This is a genomic window from Leisingera sp., assembly GCF_034669605.1.
Taxonomy (GTDB): Bacteria; Pseudomonadota; Alphaproteobacteria; order Rhodobacterales; family Rhodobacteraceae; genus Leisingera.
This window is the reverse complement of the sequence record NZ_JAXMOX010000008.1, coordinates 1-20545: the sequence shown is the minus strand read 5'-3', so window position 1 is coordinate 20545 and position 20545 is coordinate 1. Positions and strand designations below refer to the sequence as shown.

The 20545-nt window shown below is 61.7% G+C and carries 17 protein-coding genes and 2 pseudogenes; 8 read left to right on the top strand and 11 right to left on the bottom strand.

Annotated elements, in window-relative coordinates; all coding sequences use genetic code 11:
* Positions 1-18 precede the first annotated feature (18 nt).
* The 3 genes and pseudogenes from VOI29_RS01870 to VOI29_RS01860 form a co-directional block, all read left to right on the top strand.
* Complete coding sequence (locus tag VOI29_RS01870; RefSeq protein WP_323775759.1) at positions 19-963, top strand: LysR family transcriptional regulator; 945 nt, start codon at positions 19-21, stop codon at positions 961-963.
* Positions 964-1270: 307 nt separating this feature from the next.
* Positions 1271-1625: pseudogene (locus tag VOI29_RS01865) on the top strand (hypothetical protein); the annotation flags it as partial.
* Between the two features lie 4 nt (positions 1626-1629).
* Positions 1630-1779: pseudogene (locus VOI29_RS01860) on the top strand (ATP-binding protein); the annotation flags it as partial.
* Positions 1780-1856: 77 nt separating this feature from the next.
* On the opposite strand, the gene guaD reads toward VOI29_RS01860, so the two are convergent.
* From guaD to xdhA, 5 genes are read right to left on the bottom strand one after another with little or no spacing between them, the layout of a single operon-like run.
* Complete coding sequence (gene guaD, locus VOI29_RS01855; protein ID WP_323775758.1) at positions 1857-3155, bottom strand: guanine deaminase; 1299 nt, start codon at positions 3153-3155, stop codon at positions 1857-1859.
* A 60-nt stretch (positions 3156-3215) separates the two neighbouring features.
* Positions 3216-4811, bottom strand: a complete 1596-nt coding sequence (locus VOI29_RS01850; protein ID WP_323775757.1) for a xanthine/uracil/vitamin C permease — start codon at positions 4809-4811, stop codon at positions 3216-3218.
* 31 nt (positions 4812-4842) lie between these two features.
* On the bottom strand, positions 4843-5736 hold the full coding sequence (xdhC, locus tag VOI29_RS01845; protein WP_323775756.1) for a xanthine dehydrogenase accessory protein XdhC: 894 nt from the start codon (positions 5734-5736) through the stop codon (positions 4843-4845).
* Positions 5737-5739: 3 nt separating this feature from the next.
* Positions 5740-8058, bottom strand: a complete 2319-nt coding sequence (gene xdhB / locus VOI29_RS01840) for a xanthine dehydrogenase molybdopterin binding subunit (RefSeq protein ID WP_323775755.1) — start codon at positions 8056-8058, stop codon at positions 5740-5742.
* Between the two features lie 12 nt (positions 8059-8070).
* Positions 8071-9534, bottom strand: a complete 1464-nt coding sequence (gene xdhA, locus VOI29_RS01835) for a xanthine dehydrogenase small subunit (protein WP_323775754.1) — start codon at positions 9532-9534, stop codon at positions 8071-8073.
* A 207-nt stretch (positions 9535-9741) separates the two neighbouring features.
* Here xdhA and VOI29_RS01830 point away from each other — a divergent pair, with 207 nt between their 5' ends.
* A complete protein-coding gene (locus VOI29_RS01830) occupies positions 9742-10659 on the top strand; it encodes a LysR family transcriptional regulator (protein ID WP_323775753.1) in 918 nt (305 codons plus the stop codon).
* A 54-nt stretch (positions 10660-10713) separates the two neighbouring features.
* On the opposite strand, the gene VOI29_RS01825 is transcribed toward VOI29_RS01830, so the two are convergent.
* Both VOI29_RS01825 and VOI29_RS01820 read right to left on the bottom strand, forming a co-directional pair.
* Positions 10714-10917, bottom strand: coding sequence for a hypothetical protein (locus tag VOI29_RS01825; protein ID WP_323775752.1), 204 nt, complete (start codon positions 10915-10917; stop codon positions 10714-10716).
* Between the two features lie 291 nt (positions 10918-11208).
* Positions 11209-12468, bottom strand: coding sequence for a urate hydroxylase PuuD (locus VOI29_RS01820; RefSeq protein WP_323775751.1), 1260 nt, complete (start codon positions 12466-12468; stop codon positions 11209-11211).
* A gap of 104 nt (positions 12469-12572) precedes the next feature.
* On the opposite strand from VOI29_RS01820, the gene VOI29_RS01815 reads away from it, so the two are divergent.
* Positions 12573-13481, top strand: coding sequence for a LysR family transcriptional regulator (locus tag VOI29_RS01815; protein WP_323775750.1), 909 nt, complete (start codon positions 12573-12575; stop codon positions 13479-13481).
* A gap of 79 nt (positions 13482-13560) precedes the next feature.
* Here the strand turns inward: VOI29_RS01815 and uraH are convergent, their stop codons facing one another.
* Positions 13561-13917 (bottom strand): hydroxyisourate hydrolase, encoded by a 357-nt coding sequence (gene uraH, locus VOI29_RS01810; protein ID WP_323775749.1) that lies wholly within the window; start codon positions 13915-13917, stop codon positions 13561-13563.
* Positions 13918-14067: 150 nt separating this feature from the next.
* Here uraH and puuE point away from each other — a divergent pair, with 150 nt between their 5' ends.
* The 3 genes from puuE to VOI29_RS01795 all read left to right on the top strand — a co-directional run bounded on the left by puuE (position 14068) and on the right by VOI29_RS01795 (position 17476).
* Positions 14068-15483 carry an allantoinase PuuE gene (puuE, locus tag VOI29_RS01805; protein ID WP_323775748.1) on the top strand — a complete coding sequence of 472 codons (1416 nt, stop codon included), beginning with the start codon at positions 14068-14070 and terminating at the stop codon, positions 15481-15483.
* Entirely contained in the window at positions 15480-15971 is a 492-nt protein-coding gene (locus tag VOI29_RS01800; protein ID WP_323775747.1) for an ureidoglycolate lyase, read from the top strand. The genes puuE and VOI29_RS01800 overlap by 4 nt, the downstream gene beginning before the upstream one ends.
* A 68-nt stretch (positions 15972-16039) precedes the next feature.
* On the top strand, positions 16040-17476 hold the full coding sequence (locus tag VOI29_RS01795; protein WP_323775746.1) for a nucleobase:cation symporter-2 family protein: 1437 nt from the start codon (positions 16040-16042) through the stop codon (positions 17474-17476).
* A 68-nt stretch (positions 17477-17544) separates the two neighbouring features.
* On the opposite strand, the gene bhcD is transcribed toward VOI29_RS01795, so the two are convergent.
* The 3 genes from bhcD to VOI29_RS01780 form a co-directional block, all read right to left on the bottom strand.
* The gene (bhcD, locus tag VOI29_RS01790; RefSeq protein WP_323775745.1) at positions 17545-18510 is read right to left on the bottom strand and encodes an iminosuccinate reductase BhcD; all 966 of its coding nucleotides are present in this window, start codon (positions 18508-18510) and stop codon (positions 17545-17547) included.
* A gap of 70 nt (positions 18511-18580) precedes the next feature.
* Positions 18581-19744: a 3-hydroxy-D-aspartate aldolase BhcC gene (gene bhcC, locus VOI29_RS01785; RefSeq protein ID WP_323775744.1), complete on the bottom strand. Its 1164-nt coding sequence runs from the start codon at positions 19742-19744 to the stop codon at positions 18581-18583.
* Between the two features lie 16 nt (positions 19745-19760).
* Positions 19761-20545, bottom strand: a 785-nt coding sequence (locus VOI29_RS01780; RefSeq protein WP_323775743.1) for a pyridoxal-phosphate dependent enzyme, incomplete at its 5' end; no start/stop codon positions are given.

Here is a 20545-nt window from a genome sequence, read left to right as displayed (position 1 = left end):
AAAAATATGAGGAAGAGGATGCATTACACGCTAAAACACTTGCACTATGTCGAGGCTGCTGAACGCCACCAGTCAATCACCCATGCGGCCAACGCCCTTACTGTTTCGCCTTCGTCGATCGCAGCCGCGATCGATCATCTGGAAGGCCAGTCAGACCAGCCGCTGTTTCAGCGCACGCCATCGCGCGGCATCCGCGCAACGCAATTCGGACGCACCTTCATCGATGAGGTACGCTCTCTACTTGCCGCGCAGGCCCGCTTTGACATGCGCGTCACCGAGCTCAACACTGTTCTTGACGGCACTGCCCGCATCGCCTGTTTCACACCGCTGGCACCGATCCTGCTGCCCACCATTCTCAAGGATGTCCGGGAGCGTTTTACAAACCTCAAGATCGAGATCATGGACGTATCGACCACTGAAATCCCGCAGGTGATCGACAGCGGCGAAGCCGACTTTGCCCTCTGCTACGGCATGCTGGACACGTCGAAGTACAGTTTTATTCCGTTTTTCCGCGCTCCACCTTACGTTGCCCTTTCGGCCGATCACCCGCTCGCGGCGGGCCGGTTCGTGACGCTTGAGCAGCTTGAGCCCGAGCCATTGGTGGTGCTGGAACTCGAACTTTCCAAGCAATATCTCCTGGGCCTTTTCGAGGCGAAGGGGCTGAAGCCTAATGTGATTTTTTCTGCCCGCTCCACCGACATGATACGAGCCATGGTCGCCGCCGGGATGGGTTATGGAATCTTCAATATCCGCCCGATGACGAAACAGACCTATGTCATCGGCGATATATCGGAGTTGCCCTTGGCCGGAGACCATGAATGCCCGAGCGTCGGTATCATGGTCAGACGCGGCTTGGCCTTGCAGCCGGTCTGCGACGCAATCATCAATGCCTGCCAATTGCAGGCGATGAGTGGCGCCTTCGACGGGGCCTTAATCCAGCCGCATGTTCAACAAGATTATTAACAAAGAAGGATTGAACTGATGCGCTGGATGCGCCCAGCCGGCGGCATCAAATGTGCCATAACGGTTTCGCAGGGGCCAAGGCGAGGGAGGCATCCATGTCAGAGACTGCAGCCATTCGACTTTAACTGGCTCTGCCTTCGGCCGCGGGGCCGTATTCGTCAAACCCTTTCGGCCACGCGAACCAATCCGCCAGAGCGGGGTTGCTGATTTCCTCACGCTCCGTCCTGCCCTGAATTGCACTCTCATACCGAGATTCCCGGGGTACATGCTTCGGTCCTATCCAGTTAACTGTACGGTGCCCCAACCCATTCAGCAGTCGACAGGCCCCAGGACGTTTGTTCCTCTGTCGTTCCAGCCGGGCGAAGCCTTCCAATTCGACTGGAGCGAAGGATAGGCGATCCTCGGTGGTGAGCGCACCAAGCGCCAGGTTGCGCATATCAAACTGCCGCATAGCAGGGCATTCCAGGTCAGGGCCTATTTTCTGCAAACCCACAAGATGCTGCTTGACGCGCATTGGCATGCTTTCCGGGTCTTCGGCGGCGTGCCCCGGCGCGGGATTTATGACAGCGAAGATTGTCTGCACTGGTTCATGGCCGATGACCGCGCGCACAGCGGTTGACCGGGTCGGCACAGGCAAGAACCGCCAGATCAATGCGCGCTTCCGAGTTCGATTTTGCGTCCAGTGAGGTGAACGAGGCCCTGGTCCGCCAGCTGCACCGCTGCGAATTCCTCGACGGTGCCCACAATATCGTCCTGATCGGCGGACCAGGCACCGGAGAAAGCCATATTGCCACTGCCAACGGCGTGCAGGCTGTCTCGATCTCTGTTCTGTTTCGCAACAGAACAGAGATCATAACCTGCTGGATTCACCAAACTCATTTCCAATCAGGCTCTTAGAGTTTCATCGGCTTGCCGGCCACATAGGTCTGCGCGATGGAGCGGTCGTCACCCAGGGTCTGCAGGATGAACAGCTCCTCGGACAGCGTCTCTGCCCGCTGCATCCGCAGATCCATCGCCGGGGTGGCGCGGGAATCCAGCACCACGATATCAGCCTCGGTGCCGGCCTCCAACGTGCCGATCTTGTCGTCCAGCCCCAGCGCAGCCGCATTGCCGCGGGTGATCCAGTCGAAGGCGCGCAAGGGGTGCAGTTTCTGGTTCTGCAATTGCAGCACCTTGTAGCCCTCGTTCAGCGTTTGCAGCATGGAATAGCTGGTGCCCGCGCCGATATCAGTCGCAATTGCGTTGGTGATGCCGCGCGCGCGCAGGCCTGCGTCGTCAAACAGCCCGCTGCCCAGAAACAGGTTGGAGGTCGGACAGAACACCGGTTTGGCCTTGGTTTCGGCCAGCGCATCGATCTCGCGCGGTTGCAGGTGGATCGAATGGCCCAGCAGCATCTTTTCGGTCAGCAACCCATAGGACTGGTAGACATCCAAATAATCGCGCGCCTGCGGATAGAGTTCCGCGGTAAAGGCGATCTCATCATGGTTCTCTGACAGATGGGTCTGGACGTAGCAATCGGGGTGTTCCTTCACCAGGGCGCCGGCCATTTCCATCTGTTCAGGGGTGGAGGTAATCGCAAAGCGCGGCGTGACCGCATAAAGCCCGCGGCCCTTGCCGTGGTACTTGGCGATCAGGTCCTTCGTGTCGTCATAGCCGGTCACGGGCGTGTCCAAGAGGCCCTCCGGCGCGTTGCGGTCCATTAGAACCTTGCCGCCTATCATCCGCATGTTGCGCTGTGCGGCCTCGTTAAAATAGGCCTCGGCGGATGCCTTGTGGACCGAGCAATAGGCCACCGCAGTGGTGGTGCCGTGGCTGGTCAGCAGGTCAAGGAAGTGGCCAGCCATCTTGGCGCTGTGGCCCGCATCGGCAAAGCGGGTTTCCTCTGGGAAAGTGTAATTGTTCAACCACTCCAAGAGCTGCGAGCCCCAGGACGCGATCACCTGCACTTGCGGGAAATGCAGATGAGTGTCGACGAAGCCGGCCATTAGGATGTTCGGACGGTGGTCGATCACCTCGGCACTTGCGGCCTGTACAGCGAGGTCGCCGTAGTTGCCCTTGGCCAGGATCATTCCATCCGCCATTAGCAGCGCGCCGTCTTCGATGAACTCATAGGCGCTGGTGTCCTCAGCGCCTTGCGGCTCGGCGGTGAAGGAAAGCACCCGCCCGCGCAGCAGCGTCTGTTTCGTTGTCATTTCTGTGTTGTCCTTGGTTGCTGGCAGGGGGCGCGATGCCCCCTGCCCTGTCCGTTAAGGTTATTCGCCTGCCGGCAGGTGCGGCACATGAGGTTTGGCACTGTCGTCTTCAGCTTCCTCGTACCCATCCGCCTTGTGGAAGATCGGGTAGATGAACAGGAAACCGGCCGCGATCAGGTAGCCCATCGCGACACCGCTGAAGTCCGGCCAATGCAGGCTGGCAGAATGGATCACGCCGATCAGCGACATCGCCGCTGCTGCCAGGGCAAAGCCGCCCGCGTTGCGGAAATCACCGTCGATCACACTGGCGACGATGGCACCCCAGATCAGGCCAGTCAGGATGGCGCCTTGGCTAAGAGCCTGGTGGCCTTCGAAATGCGCGCCTTGCTGCAGCAGCGCCGCGGTCAGCTCCGGATCGCCCAATTGCGCCATGCCAGTGGCACCGAGTGCGCCCAGGGCTCCGGCCATCGCGCCCCATTTCACCATCAGGAAGGCGGAGACATGCGGCATCATCGCAATGGTCACCGCGGCAATATGGTCGGTCTTCACCGAATGCGCGGTATTGGTCACCAGGCTGAGCGCCACAAACACCAGCACCGGCGCGGCAGCAGCTACGGGGATCAGGTTGTTGAGGAACGCCAAGAGGCCAAAGAAGGCAGCAAAGGGGATCACCAGACCAACGCCGATGATATAACCTGAGCGCGCGCCCATCCGCTTATAGGCCGGGTGGCCGATATAGGCGGTGGTCGGGAACGGAGAGCCGAAGACCGCACCGATCATGGTGCCGACGCCATCGGTCACCTGACACAGGCCCACCGGGTAATGGTCGCCCGCCGCTTCGGCGCTTTCGACGTTGTTCATGGTCTCGATAAAGTTGTAGATCTGTACCGGCACCAGAACCAGGAACAGCTCCGGGTTGGCAAACAGATGCTGGATACCGGCAATCAGGTCGCCGAAGTAGGGGATCGGCAGGTAGACGCCGACGCCCTCGAAGGAGACCGAAGCCTTGCCCATTCCTAGTGCTACAACGGTCCCGACGATCAGCGCGAGCAGGCCCGCCGGGATGTTGAACGGCAGCCGGTGACGGCCGACCAGCCCCCACAGGATGATGATCATCGAAGCAAACCCGACAAATGGATTTTCAAAGATCGTTGCCAGTGGCACCGTGCCGATGAACACCAGCGCGATGCCGCAGAGGGTGCCCAGCATGCCGGCGCGCGGAGTCACCCTCTTCAGCCAGGGGCCGACGATGGCACCCAATGCAGCGACAATGCCGCCCATGAAGCCGGCGCCAATGCCCACCTGCCAGGCCAGCATGGCGTCATTGGTGGACCAGTAGATCGGCCCGATCACTCCGAACAGATAGACAAACATCACCGGGGTCGAGATGCCATAGGGCAGTGCGGTGACGTCGCGCCCCTGTTTTTCGGCCACATGTTTGGCCAGCCAGGTGTAGACCGCGATCCCCGCCAGAATGGCCACCGCCGCCCCCGGCACGATGCGGCCGAACACGATGTCCGCCGGCATCTGAAACACAAATTGGCAGATGCCCGAAAGCACGATCAGGTTGATCAGGTTGTCGGTGAACAGCGCCCAGAATGCACTGAAGTCATTCCGCGCGAACAGTTTGTACGTATAGCTCCGCCCTGTGGTCATGGCGGCCTCCTCCTATCAGAGGACGCAGTCCTTAACGGCTGATCTTCCCAGCCGTGTCTCCCTCTGCGTCCGGTTGCTTGCCCGTTTGAGGCAAATCAATGCTCCGTGCTGGAGCGGACGCGGCAGTTTCAGAGGTCAAATCAGCGATCACTTCCGCCGCCACGAAGGCCGCGATGACGCTGGGCCGCTTGTCGCGGCTGCCGCCTGCCCCAATGGGGCAGATGAGACGGTCGGTTCCCAGACCGTCGCAATGGTCCCGGCACCAGCGGCGGAATTTCTCCCGCTTGGTGGCCGATCCGATCAGGCCGACATAGCCCGCATCGCCGCGCTGCAGGGCAGCGGAGGCAAGCAGGAAGTCGAGCGCATGATCGTGGGTGAGTACAACAAAGGCGCTGCCCGCCGGGGCAGTGGCGATGTCGATCTCGGGAATGGCGCTTTGGCGGATTTCCACATCCGCCTGGCATAAGTTCAATTCTTCGGAGCGCTGGTCGATCAGGATGCAGCGCAACGGCATATGCTGGAACAGATCCGCCAGCGCCCGGCCCACATGGCCCGCGCCCATCACATAGACATGCGGCAGCGCCTGTTCCTCGGCCTTGGCGGCGGAGACGGCCGCCGCTCGGTCGGGTTGGCGCATCTGCGCCAGCGACATTTCCACCCGGCCGCCGCAGCACTGGCCGATTTCCGGCCCCAGCGGCACATCCAGCGTGTCGCTGAGCACGTGCCTCTTCAGCATCCGCCGGGCATGGTCAATGGCGATATATTCCAGCTGGCCGCCGCCAATGGTGCCCCATGAGGCTTCCGCCGCCACAAACATGCAGGTGCCGGCCTCACGCGGGGAGGACCCGCGAACGCGGCTCAGGCGCACCTGGACCACACGGCTGTGACTGATCAGAAAGTCCTGAAAGGAAGCGCGGCACGGCATTGCTCAGCCCCGCCCCTTGAGGGTTTCGATCGCCATCAGCACACGCTCCGGTGTTGCGGGCGCATCCAGGCGCGGGCAGACCTTGTAATCGGCGGTGCTGGCCACCGCCATCGACAGCGCCTCGAACACTGAGATGCCCAGCATGAACGGCGGCTCGCCCACGGCCTTGGACCGCTTGATGGTGCGCTTCTTATTCACTGACCATTCGGCCAGCCCGGTGTTGAAGATGCGCGGCCGGTCAGAGGCCAGCGGGATCTTGTAGGTCGAGGGCGCGTGGGTGCGCAGGCGGCCTGCGCCGTCCCACCACAGTTCTTCGGTGGTGAGCCATCCCATCCCTTGGATGAACGCGCCCTCCACCTGGCCCTTGTCTAGAATCGGGTTCAGAGAGCGGCCTACATCGTGCAGGATGTCGGTGCGCTCCACCCGGTATTCGCCGGTCAGCGTATCGACCGACACCTCGGAGCAGGACGCGCCATAGGCATAGTAGAAGAACGGCTGCCCCTTGCCCGCCGCGCGGTCCCAGTGGATTTCCGGCGTCTTGTAGAACCCCGCCGCCGACAGCTGGACGCGGGCCATATAGGCCTGTTTCACCAGCGTATCGAAGGGGATCACCTCGCCGCCGACGCGCACGCGGTTGGGCAGGAACTCCACCTCCGCCTCGGACACTTCATACTTCTCAGCCGCGAACTTGGTCAGCCGGGCAATGATCTGCTCCACCGCATCCAGCGCCGCCATGCCGTTGAGGTCCGATCCGGACGAAGCCGCGGTGGCCGAGGTGTTCGGCACTTTCTCGGTCGTGGTCTTGGTGATCTTGATACGCTCGAAATCCACCTGGAAGGCATCGGCCACAACCTGCGCCACCTTGGTGTTGAGGCCCTGCCCCATCTCGGTACCGCCATGGTTCAGGTGGATTGAGCCGTCATTGTAGACATGGATCAGCGAACCGGCCTGGTTGTAGTGCGTCGCGGTAAAGGAGATGCCGAATTTCACCGGAGTGAGCGCGATGCCCTTTTTGATGATCTTCGACTCCTTGTTGATAGCGATGATCTCTTCCCGGCGCTTGCGGTACTCGGCGTTTTCTTCCAGCTCCCCGATCAGCCGGTCGAGGATATTGTCCTCCACCTTCTGGTGGTAGGGCGTGAGGTCCCGGCCCTCTTCGCCATAGAAATTCGCCTTGCGTACATCCAGCGGGTCCTTGCCCAGGGCATAGGCGATCTCTTCGATCATCCGCTCGGCGGCAACCACACCCTGCGGGCCGCCAAAGCCGCGGAAGGCGGTGTTGGAGACGGTATTGGTCTTCATCGGCCGGCTTTTCAGCAGCACGTTCGGGTAGAAATAGGCGTTATCTGCATGGAACAGCGCCCGGTCGGTGACCGGCCCCGACAGGTCCGAGGAATAGCCGCAGCGCGCGGCAAAGCCGCCCTCGACCGCCTGGATGCGGCCCGCGTCGTCGAACGCCACGTCATAATCGATCACGAAATCATGTCGCTTACCGGTGGCGGTCATGTCCTGATCGCGGTCGGGGCGGATCTTAACCGGGCGGTTGTGTTTCTTCGCCGCAATTGCAGCCACCGCACAGAACAGGTTCATCTGGCTTTCCTTGCCGCCAAAACCGCCGCCCATCCGGCGCACGTTGACGGTGACCGCGTTGTTGGCCACGCCCAGGACATGCGCCACCATATGCTGCGCCTCGCTCGGGTGCTGGGTGGAGCAATGCACGGTCACGTCTTCGTCCTCGCCGGGTATGGCAAAGGCGATGTGGCCTTCCAGATACATGTGGTCCTGGCCGCCGACGGTCATCTGCGCCTGGATGCGGTGGGCAGCACCCTTGCGGCCCGCTGCCACATCGCCGCGCTCCAGCTTCAGCGGGTCGGTGACCATCGGATAGCCGGCTTCCTGCGCCTGAACCGGGTCCAGCGCGTGCGGCAGCACTTCGTAATCTACCTGTGCCAGTTCGGCGGCACGACGGGCGGTGTCGCGAGTTTCAGCGATCACCGCAAACATCGGTTGGCCGTGGAATTCCACCTTTTCGGTCGGAAACACCGGCTCGTCATGCTTGCCCGTGGGGCTGATGTCATTGACGCCGGGCACATCAGCAGCAGTCAGAACATCCACCACGCCGGGGGCGTTGCGGACAGCGCTGAGGTCGATGCCCTTGATATTGGCATGCGTCACGGTGGAGACACCTAGATAAGCGTGCAGCGTGCCATAAGGTTCGGCGATATCGTCGGTGTATTCGGCGCGGCCGGTGACATGTTTGATCGCACTGTCATGCTGGCGGTCATGGTGCACGGCGCCGCTGATGGTCTGATGGTCTTTCATCTCAAATCCTCCTCAAGCGACGGCCAGCCGGACAGCACCGGCGGTGGCAGCATCATGTTCCAAATAGAAGCGGCGCAGCAGGTTGCTGGCCGACAGCGCGCGGTAGTCGGCAGAGGCCCGCCAGTCACTCAGCGGGGTGAAGTCCTGCTTCACCGCTTCTGCCGCCGCGTCAAACGCGGCCTCGCCCCAGGGCTGGCCAACCAGCGCGACCTCGGCGCCTGCAGCGCGTTTCGGCGTTGCCGCCATGCCGCCGAATGCGATACGGGCCGCGGTAATCACGCCGTCCGCTACTTCTACGCTGATCCCGGCAGCAACCGAGGAGATATCCTCATCCCGGCGCTTGGAAATCTTGTATGCGGCGTCGATTTGCCCGTCCCGGCGCAGCGGGATGCGGATCGAAGCAACGAAATCGCCCGGCTCGCGGTCCTGCTTGCCGTAATCGATAAAGAACTCCTCCAGCGGCAGGGTGCGCGAACCGCCCTTTTTCTGCAGCGTCACCTCGGCTCCCAGCGAGATCAGCACCGGCGGGGTGTCCCCGATGGGCGAGCCGTTGGCGATATTGCCGCCGATGGTGCCCATGTTGCGCACCTGCCAGCCGGCGATGCGGTCCCAGTAGGCGCTCAGATGCGGGAAGGCATCGCGGATCGCCGCTTCGCTCTCGGTATAGGTGACGCCAGCGCCGATAATCAGCGCCTCGTCGGTCAGCTCAATGGCTTTCAGCTCTTCAAGATGGGAAACAAACACCACCGGCGAAATCGGCTTCATGAATTTGGTGACCCAGAGGCCGACATCGGTGGAGCCCGCCACAATTGTCGCCTTGGGGTTCTCGGCCAGCACCTGCGCCAGGTCGGCGGCATCCAGCGGCAGGATGGCGCGGTCGTCCCCGGGGCCGGTCACCACACGGGCCTGCGGCTGAATCGCCTTCAGTTTGGCGGTCAGGGCCTCACGCTCAGTGGTCAGGTAATCATTGGCCGGTGTGCCGTACTGGTTCACCGCCAGCGCGGCCTTCACAATCGGCTCATAGCCGGTGCAGCGGCAGAGATTGCCTTGCACGGCGGTTTCCACCTGCGTCTCGGTCGGCTGCGCGTTTTCCATCCACAGCGCATAAAGCGACATCACGAAACCGGGGGTGCAGAAGCCGCACTGGCTGCCGTGGTACTCCACCATGGCCTGCTGCACCGGGTGCAGACGGCCTTTGGGGCCGGACAGATGCTCGACCGTCACCACATGGCAGCCGTTCAGCGACGCCAGGAAGCGGATGCAGGCGTTCACCGCTTCATAGCGCAGGGCGCCGCCATGCAGACGGCCCACCAGCACGGTGCAGGCGCCGCAGTCGCCCTCGGCGCAGCCTTCCTTGGTGCCGGTCAGCCGCTGCTCCAACCGCAGGAAATCCAACAGGGTCGTGGTCGCCTTCACGTCCTCCAGCACAATGTCCTGGCCGTTCAGAAGAAAGCGTATGCCGGTTTGATGTGCCATAGGGCCTCCCGAATGTCTCTTGGGCCGAGCTGGCCCGCTTGTGTCTGTTTTACCTTGTCCGACTGCCACGGTTAACGGCTGCAATCGCGAAAGGCTTTCAACACTCTGTTGAAAATGGTTAGGCTAGTGGTAGCCGGAACCGGTGTGTTTGCTCCCTGCCACCGCAAAGGGCAAGCAGCAAAGGCGCCCCGTAAAGGACTGTGAACCATGTCTTATCTGGAATCCCTGCGGGTCTTTACCCGAGTCGTCGAGCTGGGCAGCATCACTTCCGGCGGGCGCGATCTGCGACTGACTCCGGCGGTGGCCAGCAAGCGGATCAAGGAGCTTGAAAAGCACCTTGGCGTCCGCCTGTTCAACCGGACCACGAGATCGCTGACCCCGACCGAGGCTGGAAAGCTGTTTTATGCCGAGGCGAAGAAAGTCCTCGAATCGATTGAGGACGCAGAAGCGGTGGTCTCGCAGTTCTCCGAGGCGCCGCGCGGGGTGATCCGGGTGACCGCGCCGCTGGGTGTCGGCCGCCGTATCATCGCGCCGTTGGTGCCCGGGTTTGTCGAGGCGTATCCCGCCACAGAAATCCGCATGCGGATGTCGGACCGCAAGGTCGACATTCTGGCCGACGGGCTGGACGTGGCGTTCTTCATCGGCACTCCGCATGATTCCACGTTGAAAATGCGAAAGATCGCCAATTGCGCGCGGGTGCTGTGCGCCGCGCCGGCCTATCTTGAGCGGCACGGGACGCCGCAGATGCCGGAGGATCTGCTAGTCGGCCACAACTGCCTGCTGCTGCGCTACCCGCGCTCGCCGGAATATTTCTGGACGCTGGACACGACGGATGGGCCGCGCAAGCTGGAGGTGTCAGGGAAATACGATGCCGACGACAGCGATGTGCTGACCAATTGGGCGCTGGAGGGGCACGGCATTGTCAACAAGCCTCGGTTTGACGTGGCTGCGCATCTGCGCTCTGGCGCGCTGGTCGAGGTGCTGCGGGAAACGCCGCCGGAGCCGACCATTTTCGGCTGCCTCTATCCGCACCGGAAACTGCAGGACCCCAAGATCCGCCTGTTTGTTGACCATGCAGTGAAACACGGGCTGGCTGCCTTCCGGCGGAGCGAGGCGGGAAATTAGCAAGCGAACAGACGGGCTTCATTGGCCCGCCTTCTTCAGTCAAATGTCCGCGCCTCAGCAGCGGTGCGGGTTTTCCTTGCAGTAAACCAGGTTTGCGGCAGCCCCGACGGCGGCACCCGTCACCAGGTTACCGTCCAGCACGGCAGCACCAGCCGCACCGGCGCCCGCGCCATAGACCAGCTGCTCGCCAGTGGTGTCACCGCAGGCAGCAAGGGTGGTGCAGAGTGCAAATCCAAAAGCGATGGTCTTCCTGAGCATTGTGTTACCTCCATCAACGTCCAAATCCCGCAGTTTTGCCGCGGTCCCAACGGCTAGTTCCCGGCTTGTACCGCCTGGGGAAGGATGCCCGAAAGGGATTGGCGCTGTGGCAGAACAAGCCAGCCAGCCTTGGCTATCCGGCGCAATTGGGCAAACCCTGCATCAGTATAACACATGGCGGGGCTGTTTGCTTCTACGGTCTTGCTGCATGGGAAGTGCACACGTGGTGCCGGAAGTAAAAATGGCCCCGCCACGGGGGCGGAGCCATTTGGATTGCAAATCGGTTCTGCTTCAGTTCGCAGCCAGCGCGAACGGCAGATCCTTAGAAGCGCTGCCGTACCAGCGGCGGATCAATGCGCGCTCCTCGTCCTCCATATAGGTCACATTGGCAGGCGGCATCGCCTGGGTGGCGCCGGCCTGCAGGTAGATCTCTTTGGCGTGTTTCGCCACATCGGCCGGTGTCTCCAGCAGCACGTTCTTGGGCGCACGGCGGATGCCGTCATAATAGGGCTCCCGCGCGTGGCACATCGCACAGCGGCCCGGCACCACATTCATCACATCCTCGAAATGCTGGTTGCTGGCAAAGACTTGCTCGCTCTTGCTCAGCTCCCGTGCTTCGGACTCTTCATAGGTGTCCTGCTGCAGTGGCGCCTGGCTCAGGATCATGATGCCGATGAACAGGATCGCGGTTACCGGCCAGGTCCAGGTCGGGTTGCTGGTGCCCGCATGGTTGCTGTTAAAGTAATGGCGGATGGTCACGCCCATCAGGAACACCAGCGCCGCGATCAGCCAGTTGTACTCGGTGGCAAAGGCCAGCGGATAGTGGTTGGACAGCATCAGGAACACCACCGGCAGCGTCAGATAGTTGTTATGGGTCGAGCGCAGCTTGGCGATCTTGCCGTATTTCGCGTCCGGGGTGCGGCCTTCCTGCAGGTCCTTCACCACGATGCGCTGGTTCGGCATGATGATGAAAAAGACGTTTGCCGTCATGATCGTCGCGGTGAAGGCGCCCAGATGCAGCATCACGGCGCGGCCGGTGAAGATCTGGTTGTAACCCCAGCCCATTGCGACCAGCAGCACAAACAGAAGCACCATAAGGAAGGTCGGTTTTTCCCCTAGGGGCGACTTGCACAAGGCATCATAGACCAGCCAACCGATGCTCAGCGAGGCGCCGGAAATCAGGATGCCCTGCCAAAGGGCCAGATCGGCCTTGGTCGAGTCGATCAGATACAGCTCGCCGCCGGCCCAATAGACGATCATCAACAGGCCAGCACCTGACAGCCAGGTGGCGTAGCTTTCCCATTTGAACCAGATCAGATGGTCCGGCATGTTTTCCGGCGCCACCAGGTATTTCTGGATGTGATAGAAACCGCCGCCATGGACCTGCCATTCCTCGCCGTGCGCGCCGACCGGCAGATGCGGAACCTTCCGCAGGCCTAGGTCCAGCGCGACGAAGTAGAAGGACGATCCGATCCAGGCAATGGCGGTGATGACGTGAAGCCAGCGGACCGCAAAGCCCAGCCAGTCCCACATGATCACAAGCTCTTCCATTGTTCTCTCCTCATAAGCTTTGACCCAAGACTAGAGCATGCCGCTATTTTCATGTATTAGGTAAAAAATCCAAGCTGTTTCAAAATAACGCAAAGAATACTTGAATGGCCTATCTCGACAACATCCGTACCTTTGTCCGGGTTTATGAACTTGGCAACATGTCCGCCGCGGCGCGGGACATGCGGATTTCAGCGGCGGTTGCGTCGTCGCGGATTTCGCAGCTGGAGGATCACCTGAACGTGCGGCTGTTCCAGCGCACCACCCGGCTGCTTAACCCGACCGAGCAAGGCAACCTGTTTTACCACGGCGCGGTCAAGATCCTGGAAGCGGTGGATGAGGCTGAGGCCGATATCAGCAGCGTGACCCAGACGCCGCGCGGCACCCTTTATGTGGCGGCGCCTTTGGGGCTGGGGCAGCGCCTGGTTGCGCCCGCCGTGCCGATGTTCAAGGAAGCCTATCCGCTGATCTCGATCCGGTTGCGGATGTCGGACCGCAAGCTGGACCTGGCCGCGGAGGGGCTGGATGCGGCGTTTTTCCTGGGCGTGCCGGAGGATTCCAACCTGCGTATCCGCAAGATCGCTGACTGCCGGCGGGTGCTGTGCGCCTCACCCGACTATATCAGGCAGCGCGGACAGCCGAAAAACAGTGAGGAGCTGAAGACCGACGCGCATGACTGCCTGAACCTCCGCTATCCCGGCGCGCCGGAGTTTCAGTGGCCGCTGCGCAGCCAGGACGGGGTCAAGCGGGTGACCGTTACGGGGCCGTTTGAATCGGATCACGGCGATGTGCTGACCAGCTGGGCGCTGGACGGGCACGGGATTATCCTGAAGCCGGTGTTCGAGATTTCAGAGCACCTCGCCTCCGGCCGGCTGGTGCCGGTGCTGACAGAGGAGCCGCCGATCCCGATTCAGATGGCTTGCCTCTATGTGCACCGCCGCCACCAGGACCCCAAGGCGCGGCTGTTCATGGACTTCATGGTTGATCACATCCAGGCCTCCCTCCCCTCAGACTGAAAAAGCCCGCCCCAATTGCTTGGGGCGGGAACCGCTGGCAGATGCCGAGCGGGAGGAGAGGTATCTAGGGGAGTGCGACTCAGCTGCCGCGGTAAGTGGAATAGCCGTAGGGCGATAGCAGCAGCGGCACGTGGTAGTGGCTGTCCGCCTCGCTTATGCCAAAGCGCAGCGGCACTTCGTCGAGGAACAGCGGGTCGGCGCCCGCCTGCCCGGTGGCCCGCAGATAGCCGCCCGCGTGAAACACCAGCTCATAGGTGCCGGTGGCAAACTCAGCCGCAGGCAGGATCTGCTCATCCGTGCGCCCGTCATCATTGGTGGTCAGGCTGCGCAGACGGCTACGCTCGCTGCCCTCGATCCGGTAGAGATCGATCTTCAGCCCTTCCGCCGGGCAGCCGCGGGCGGTGTCCAGCACATGGGTGGTCAGAAATCCGGTCATGCCAGCCTCCTATTTAAACTGTTTCCATAGGTATGCGCTGTTCAGCCCATTGCATACAGAAGGAAGAGTCAAAAAGTTCTTTCAAAAATATACTGAAAGCCGAACGTGATTGTTTTGTTATATAGATAATGAAAAGACAGGAGACCTGACGTGACGCGCTATCCTCGTGACTTGCGCGGATACGGTGCTGACGCACCTGACCCGCAGTGGCCCAATGGGGCCAAAGCCGCCGCGCAATTTGTTCTGAATTATGAAGAAGGCGGTGAGAACTGCATCCTGCACGGGGATGCGGCCTCGGAGGCCTTTCTTTCCGACATTCCCGGCGCCGCACAATGGCCCGGCCAGCGCCATTGGAACATGGAATCGGTCTATGAATACGGTTCGCGGGCCGGGTTCTGGCGGCTGCACCGGCTGTTTGCCGGCGCCGGCATTCCGCTGACCATCTATGGCGTCGCCACCGCGCTGGCCCGCTCGCCCGCGCAGGTGCAAGCGATGAAGGATGCAGATTGGGAGATCGCCAGCCACGGGTTGAAATGGGTCGAGCATAAGGACATGGCCGAGGAGGAGGAACGCGCCGCCATCGCCGAGGCGGTGCGCCTGCACACCGAAGTAACAGGCGAGCGCCCGCGCGGCTGGTACACCGGGCGCTGCAGCGCCAACACGGTGCGGCTGGTGGCCGAAGAAGGCGGGTTTGACTATATCTCCGACACCTACGACGACGACCTGCCCTATTGGCTGAAAACCGGCGGCCGCGATCAACTGATCATTCCCTACACGCTGGAAGCCAATGACATGCGGTTCGCCAATTCGCCGGGCTGGATCACTGGCGAGCATTTCTTTCAGTATCTGAAGGATGCCTTCGACGTGATTTATGCCGAAGGCGAGGCCGGTGCACCGAAGATGATGACCATCGGGCTGCATTGCCGCTTGATCGGACGGCCGGGCAAGGTTGCGGGCCTGAAGCGTTTTATCGACTACATCCAAGGCTTTGAGGGCGTCTGGTGCCCGCGCCGGATCGAGATTGCCAAGCATTGGGCCGAAACCCATCCGCCGGTGAAAGGCGAGCGCCCCAGCCGGATGGACCGCGAAGAGTTTGTCACCAAGTTCGGTTCGATCTTCGAGCATTCGCCCTGGATCGCCGACCGCGCCTTTGATCTGGAGCTGGGCCCGGCGCATGACTGCGCCGCAGGTGTCCACAATGCGCTGTGCCGCATCTTCCGCACCGCCAGCGAGGAAGAGCGCCTGGGCGTGCTGACCGCACACCCGGATCTGGCGGGCAAGCTGGCCGCCGCCGGCCGTCTGACTGCTGAGAGCACCTCGGAACAGTCCAGTGCCGGCCTTGATATGCTGACCGATGAGGAGCGCGAGAGTTTCACCCGGCTCAACACCGAATATGTGGAGAAGCACGGCTTTCCCTTTATCATCGCGGTGCGCGACCACAACAAGGTGTCGATCATGGAGGCGTTTTACCGCCGCATCCACAATGACCGTGCGACCGAGTTCGACGAGGCCTGCCGCCAGGTTGAGCGTATTGCCCAGTTCCGTCTGCAGGATCTGCTGCCGTGAGCAGGTTGCTGACAGCAAAGACGCTGACGGCAGCGGCTTTTGCGCCTTATGGCGACGTGATCGAGGTCGCCGGCGCGCCCGACAAGATGATCAATCAGGGCATGTGCGGCCGTCACCACGATCGCGCAGCCCTGGATTTCGGCCCGGACGGCCGGGCCGGCATCAGCCTGTTTGATGCCAAGGCCCGCCACCTGCCGCACAAGGTCGATATGGTGGAACGCCACCCGGAAGGCAGCCAGGCATTCGTGCCAGTCAGCGGCGTGCCGATGCTGGTGGTGGTGGCGGATGACGACAACGGCGTGCCGGTCAACCTGCAGGCCTTTATCAGCCAGCCGGGCCAATCCATAAATTTGCACCAGGGCACCTGGCACGGGGTACTCGCGCCGCTGGGTGCGCCCGGCCAATACATTGTTGTCGACCGGATCGGCACCTCGCCGAACCTTGAGGAACACTGGTTCAAGGAGCCATTCACTGTGGTCGCGGACTGACCACTCCCAGAAGCCGCCAGCAAAAAAAACAAGAAGCGGCAAGATCCCCATGACCAACAGGAGAACACATGGTTGATACTTCCATCGGGACGCCAGAACAGCTGCGCGATCCCAACTACACCCCGCCCCTGCACAAGGCGGTGCCGCTGGGCATCCAGCATGTGCTGGCGATGTTCGTTTCAAATGTGACACCGGCGATCATTGTTGCCGGTGCCGCCGGGTTCGGCTTCGGCTCCAACTCGCCGGATTTCCCCGAACTGCTGTACCTGATCCAGATGTCGATGCTGTTTGCCGGCATCGCGACGCTGCTGCAGACCCTTACCCTTGGCCCCATAGGCTCGGCGCTGCCGATTGTGCAGGGTACGTCGTTCGCCTTTCTGCCGATCATGATTCCGCTGGTCGCGGGCAAGGGCGTGGACGGGCTGGCAGCCCTTTTCACCGGCGTCATTGTCGGCGGTATCTTCCACAGTCTGCTGGGTACGGTGATCGGCAAGATCCGTTTTGCCCTGCCGCCGCTGGTAACCGGTCTGGTGGTTACCATGATCGGCCTGGCGCTGGTCAAGGTTGGCATTCAGTACGCCGCGGGCGGGGTTCCGGCCATTGGCACGCCGGAATACGGCTCGCTTCTGAACTGGTCGGCGGCGCTGGTCGTGATCCTGGTGACATTGGGGCTGAAGTTTTTCTCCAAGGGGATGCTGTCGGTCTCGGCTGTGCTGCTGGGGCTGATCGTGGGCTACATCTATGCGCTGATGACCGGCATGCTGACATTTGAGGCGGTCTCCGGCTCCTGGGAGCGGGCAGCGGCCTTTGCCCTGCCGCAGCCGTTCAAATACGGGGTTGAGTTCTCTGCCGCGGCCATCATCGGCTTCTGCCTGATGAGCTTTGTCTCTGCGGTGGAAACCGTGGGTGACGTCTCTGGCGTGACCAAGGGCGGCGCAGGCCGTGAAGCCACCGTGGAGGAGATTGCAGGCGCAACCTATGCCGATGGTGTGGGAACGGCCTTTGCGGGCTTCTTTGGCGCCTTCCCCAACACCTCCTTCAGTCAAAACGTCGGCCTGATTGCAATGACCGGGGTGATGAGCCGCCATGTGGTGACCTGCGGCGCCATTTTCCTGATCATCTGCGGGTTGGTGCCCAAAGTCGGTGCGGTTATCCGCACAGTTCCGATCGAGGTTCTGGGCGGCGGCGTGATCGTGATGTTCGGCATGGTGGTCGCGGCCGGCGTGTCAATGCTGTCCGACGTGGACTGGAACCGCCGCAACATGGTGATCTTTGCCATTGCGCTGTCCATCGGCCTCGGCCTGCAGCTTGAACCCGGTGCCTTGCAGCATATGCCTGAAACAGCCCGCATTCTGCTCACCAGCGGCCTGCTGCCAGCAGCACTGATTGCCATCGTGCTGAACCTGCTTCTGCCAGTCGAACTGACGGGGGAAGCAACCGAAGAAGTCTCCGGCGGGATGAGCGGCCAGGGCCGTGGATCATTGCCGCATGAAGACCGCGCCTGAAACGCGGGGATCCTGAAAACAGAAAGGGCGCCAATGCGGCGCCCTTTTCATTTGCTATTCTAACCGGTTCAGAAATCGACTTCGATGGCGATACCGGCCTCAACTGCGCGTTCCACGACAGAGGCAGCAACCGCCAGATCCTGCAGCCCCACGCCGGTGCCGTCGAACAGGGTAATCTGTTCGTCCGAGGTGCGCCCCGGGTTGGTGCCATTGATAACCGCCCCGATCTGGGCAACGTCAGCCTCCGTGATCAGGCCCTGCGCCACCGCGTGCTGCGCCTCGCCGATGGCGATGGACTGGGCGACCTCGTCGGTGAACACGTCTGCCGCTACCAGCAGCTGGGGATCGACCTCCTGCTTGCCCTTGGGATCGGTGCCCATGCAGGCGATGTGGGTGCCGGGGCTGACCTGATCCGCCTTCAGGATCGCGTCAAAGGACGAGGTGACCGAAATAATCACATCCGCCTCGCGCAGGCCGTCCAGCTCCACCGCTTCAAACGGCAGCCCCGCCTCATCCGCCACTTCTTGCAGGTTCGGCAGCATCTCCGGATGCAGGTTCCAGCCGATGACCTTTTCAAACTCGCGCTGCTCCAAGGCTGCCCGCAGCTGGAATTTGGCCTGATGCCCCGCGCCGATCATGCCGATCACCTTGGCGTCCTTGCGCGCCAGATGCTTGATCGACACCGAGGACGCCGCCGCCGTGCGCAGCGCAGTCAGCAGGTTGCCGCCCACCATCGCCTTGACCTTGCCGGTGTCCGGGTCGAACAGAAAGACGGTCGACTGATGGTTGATCAGCCCGCGCTTTTCCAGGTTGTTCGGCCAGTAGCCGCCAGCCTTGAGACCAAGGGTCAGCCCGGCGCGGTCAAAGCCGCCTTTGAAGCCATAAAGCGCGTCCTCATGGCCGATAGCCTCACGCACAACGGGAAAGTTGTAGGCGTCGCCAGCTGCCATGGCGGCAAACACATTTTCCACCGCGTCAAACGCCGCCTTGCGGGTCATCAGAGCGGCGATTTCCTGTTCTGGAACGATGTACATATTTGTTTCTCCTAAACAAAAATAGGCGGAGGGCGGCAAGCGCACCTCCGCCAGTTCGGGGATTGGTGGATCAGTATGCTTTGCCGCGGGCCGAGACAGGCCAGACGGTTTCGACCTTACCGTTGCGCACGCCGACGTACCAGTCATGCACGTTGGCGGTCGGGTCGCAGTGGCCGGGCACCAGGCGCAGCTTTTCGCCGACCTTCAGCGCACCCTCAGGGTCGGCAACCACGCCATGCTCGTCCGAGCATTTGACATATTCCACGTCGTCGCGGCCGAAGATGAAGGGCAACCCGCTGTCCACCGATTGCGCCTTGAGACCGGCATCGACGATGGCCTTGTCGGCCTTGGCGTGGCTCATCACCTGGGTCAGAATGAAAAACGCGTTTTCCCACTCACCCTGGTCGATCCGGTTGCCGTCCTTGTCGAGGATACGGCCATAATCCGCGTCCATAAAAGCATAGGAGCCGCACTGCAGCTCGTTGTAAACGCCCGAGTTCGACTCGAAGTAGTAGGAGCCGGTGCCACCGCCGGAAACCAGCTCGCACGCAATGCCCTCTTTCTTCAGGCCTTCAACTGCATCAGCAACCTGCGCGATGGCGATGTCCAGCTTGGCCTTGCGGTCCTCATAGCTGTCCATGTGCTGCATTGCACCTTGGTAGGCCTGAATGCCAGTGAACTTGAGGTTCTCAGCCGCGTTCACCGCCTTGGCAATATCAACAACCGCTTCGGTGGTGGTCACGCCGCAGCGGCCTGCACCGCAGTCGATCTCGATCAGGACTTCCAGTTCGGTGCCGTGCTTTTGCGCCGCCGCCGACAGATCGGCCACGTTTTCGATGTCATCGACACAAACGATGGTGCGGGCGCGCAGCTTGGGCAGGCGGGCCAGACGGTCAATTTTCTGCAGATCGCGTACCTGGTTAGAGACCAGCACGTCCTTGATGCCGCCGCGGGCAAAAACCTCCGCTTCGGAGACCTTCTGGCAGCAGACGCCAACCGCGCCGCCGAGGCGTTCCTGCAGCTTGGCCACATCCACCGATTTGTGCATCTTGCCATGCACCCGGTGGCGCATGCCGTGGGCCTTGGCGTAATCACCCATCTTCTTGATGTTGCGCTCCAGCGCGTCCAGGTCCAGCACCAGGCAGGGGGTCTGGATGTCGGCTTCGTCCATGCCCGGCACTGCCGGGACATCATAGCCGACTTCGAGGTCGTCAAATTTGGTCTGTGCGTTCATATCAGTATTCCCCAGTTTAGCTGTTCATCCAGGGCAGCTTGTCGAGGTCGACATTGCCTCCGGTGACGATCAGGCCTACGCGCTTGCCCGCGAAGGCATCTTTGTTTTTCAGAATGGTGGCGAGCGGCACCGCGCTGGACGGTTCCATCACGATGCGCAGGTGCTTCCAGATCAGCTTCATCGCGTCGATGATCTCGGCATCCGAGGCGGTGTAGATCTCGCTGACGTGGTTGCTGACGAAATGCCAGGTCAGCTCCTTCAGCGGCACCAGCAGCCCGTCGGCCACGGTCTTGGGCGCATCGTCAGCAATGATGTAGCCCGCTTTGAAGCTGCGATAGGCATCGTCGGCCTGTTCCGGTTCCGCAGCGATCACCTTGGTTTCGGGAGCCAGCGTCGACAGCGTCAGGCAGGTGCCTGAGATCATGCCGCCGCCACCGATCGGGGCCACGACCATGTCGAGGCCATCGGTTTGTTCGACGAATTCCTTGGCGCATGTGCCCTGCCCCGCAATGACGCGATGGTCATTGTAAGGATGCACAAAGTCGCCGCCGGTTTCGGCCTGCACCTTGGCAAAGGTCTCCTCGCGCGAGGAGGTCGAGGGCTCGCATTCGGTGATCTTGCCGCCATAGCGGCGCACGGTGTCCTTCTTGGCCTGCGGCGCGGTACGCGGCATGACCACGTTGCAGGGGATGCCGCGCCGCATTGCCGCGTAGGACAGGCAGGAGGCATGGTTGCCCGAGGAATGCGTCGCCACACCCTTGGCCGCCTGCGCCTCATCCAGTCCGAACACCGCGTTGCTGG

Bases quoted from the DNA above. Each gene is read 5' to 3' on its own strand.
- VOI29_RS01870 (WP_323775759.1), top strand. From the start codon at position 19: ATGCATTACACGCTAAAACACTTGCACTATGTCGAGGCTGCTGAACGC.
- VOI29_RS01815 (WP_323775750.1), top strand. From the start codon at position 12,573: ATGGCCTATCTCGACAACATCCGTACCTTTGTCCGGGTTTATGAACTT.
- VOI29_RS01850 (WP_323775757.1), bottom strand. From the start codon at position 4,811: ATGACCACAGGGCGGAGCTATACGTACAAACTGTTCGCGCGGAATGAC.
- VOI29_RS01795 (WP_323775746.1), top strand. From the start codon at position 16,040: ATGGTTGATACTTCCATCGGGACGCCAGAACAGCTGCGCGATCCCAAC.
- guaD (WP_323775758.1), bottom strand. From the start codon at position 3,155: ATGACAACGAAACAGACGCTGCTGCGCGGGCGGGTGCTTTCCTTCACC.
- VOI29_RS01830 (WP_323775753.1), top strand. From the start codon at position 9,742: ATGTCTTATCTGGAATCCCTGCGGGTCTTTACCCGAGTCGTCGAGCTG.
- bhcD (WP_323775745.1), bottom strand. From the start codon at position 18,510: ATGTACATCGTTCCAGAACAGGAAATCGCCGCTCTGATGACCCGCAAG.
- xdhC (WP_323775756.1), bottom strand. From the start codon at position 5,736: ATGCCGTGCCGCGCTTCCTTTCAGGACTTTCTGATCAGTCACAGCCGT.
- xdhB (WP_323775755.1), bottom strand. From the start codon at position 8,058: ATGAAAGACCATCAGACCATCAGCGGCGCCGTGCACCATGACCGCCAG.
- xdhA (WP_323775754.1), bottom strand. From the start codon at position 9,534: ATGGCACATCAAACCGGCATACGCTTTCTTCTGAACGGCCAGGACATT.
- VOI29_RS01825 (WP_323775752.1), bottom strand. From the start codon at position 10,917: ATGCTCAGGAAGACCATCGCTTTTGGATTTGCACTCTGCACCACCCTT.
- uraH (WP_323775749.1), bottom strand. From the start codon at position 13,917: ATGACCGGATTTCTGACCACCCATGTGCTGGACACCGCCCGCGGCTGC.
- VOI29_RS01820 (WP_323775751.1), bottom strand. From the start codon at position 12,468: ATGGAAGAGCTTGTGATCATGTGGGACTGGCTGGGCTTTGCGGTCCGC.
- bhcC (WP_323775744.1), bottom strand. From the start codon at position 19,744: ATGAACGCACAGACCAAATTTGACGACCTCGAAGTCGGCTATGATGTC.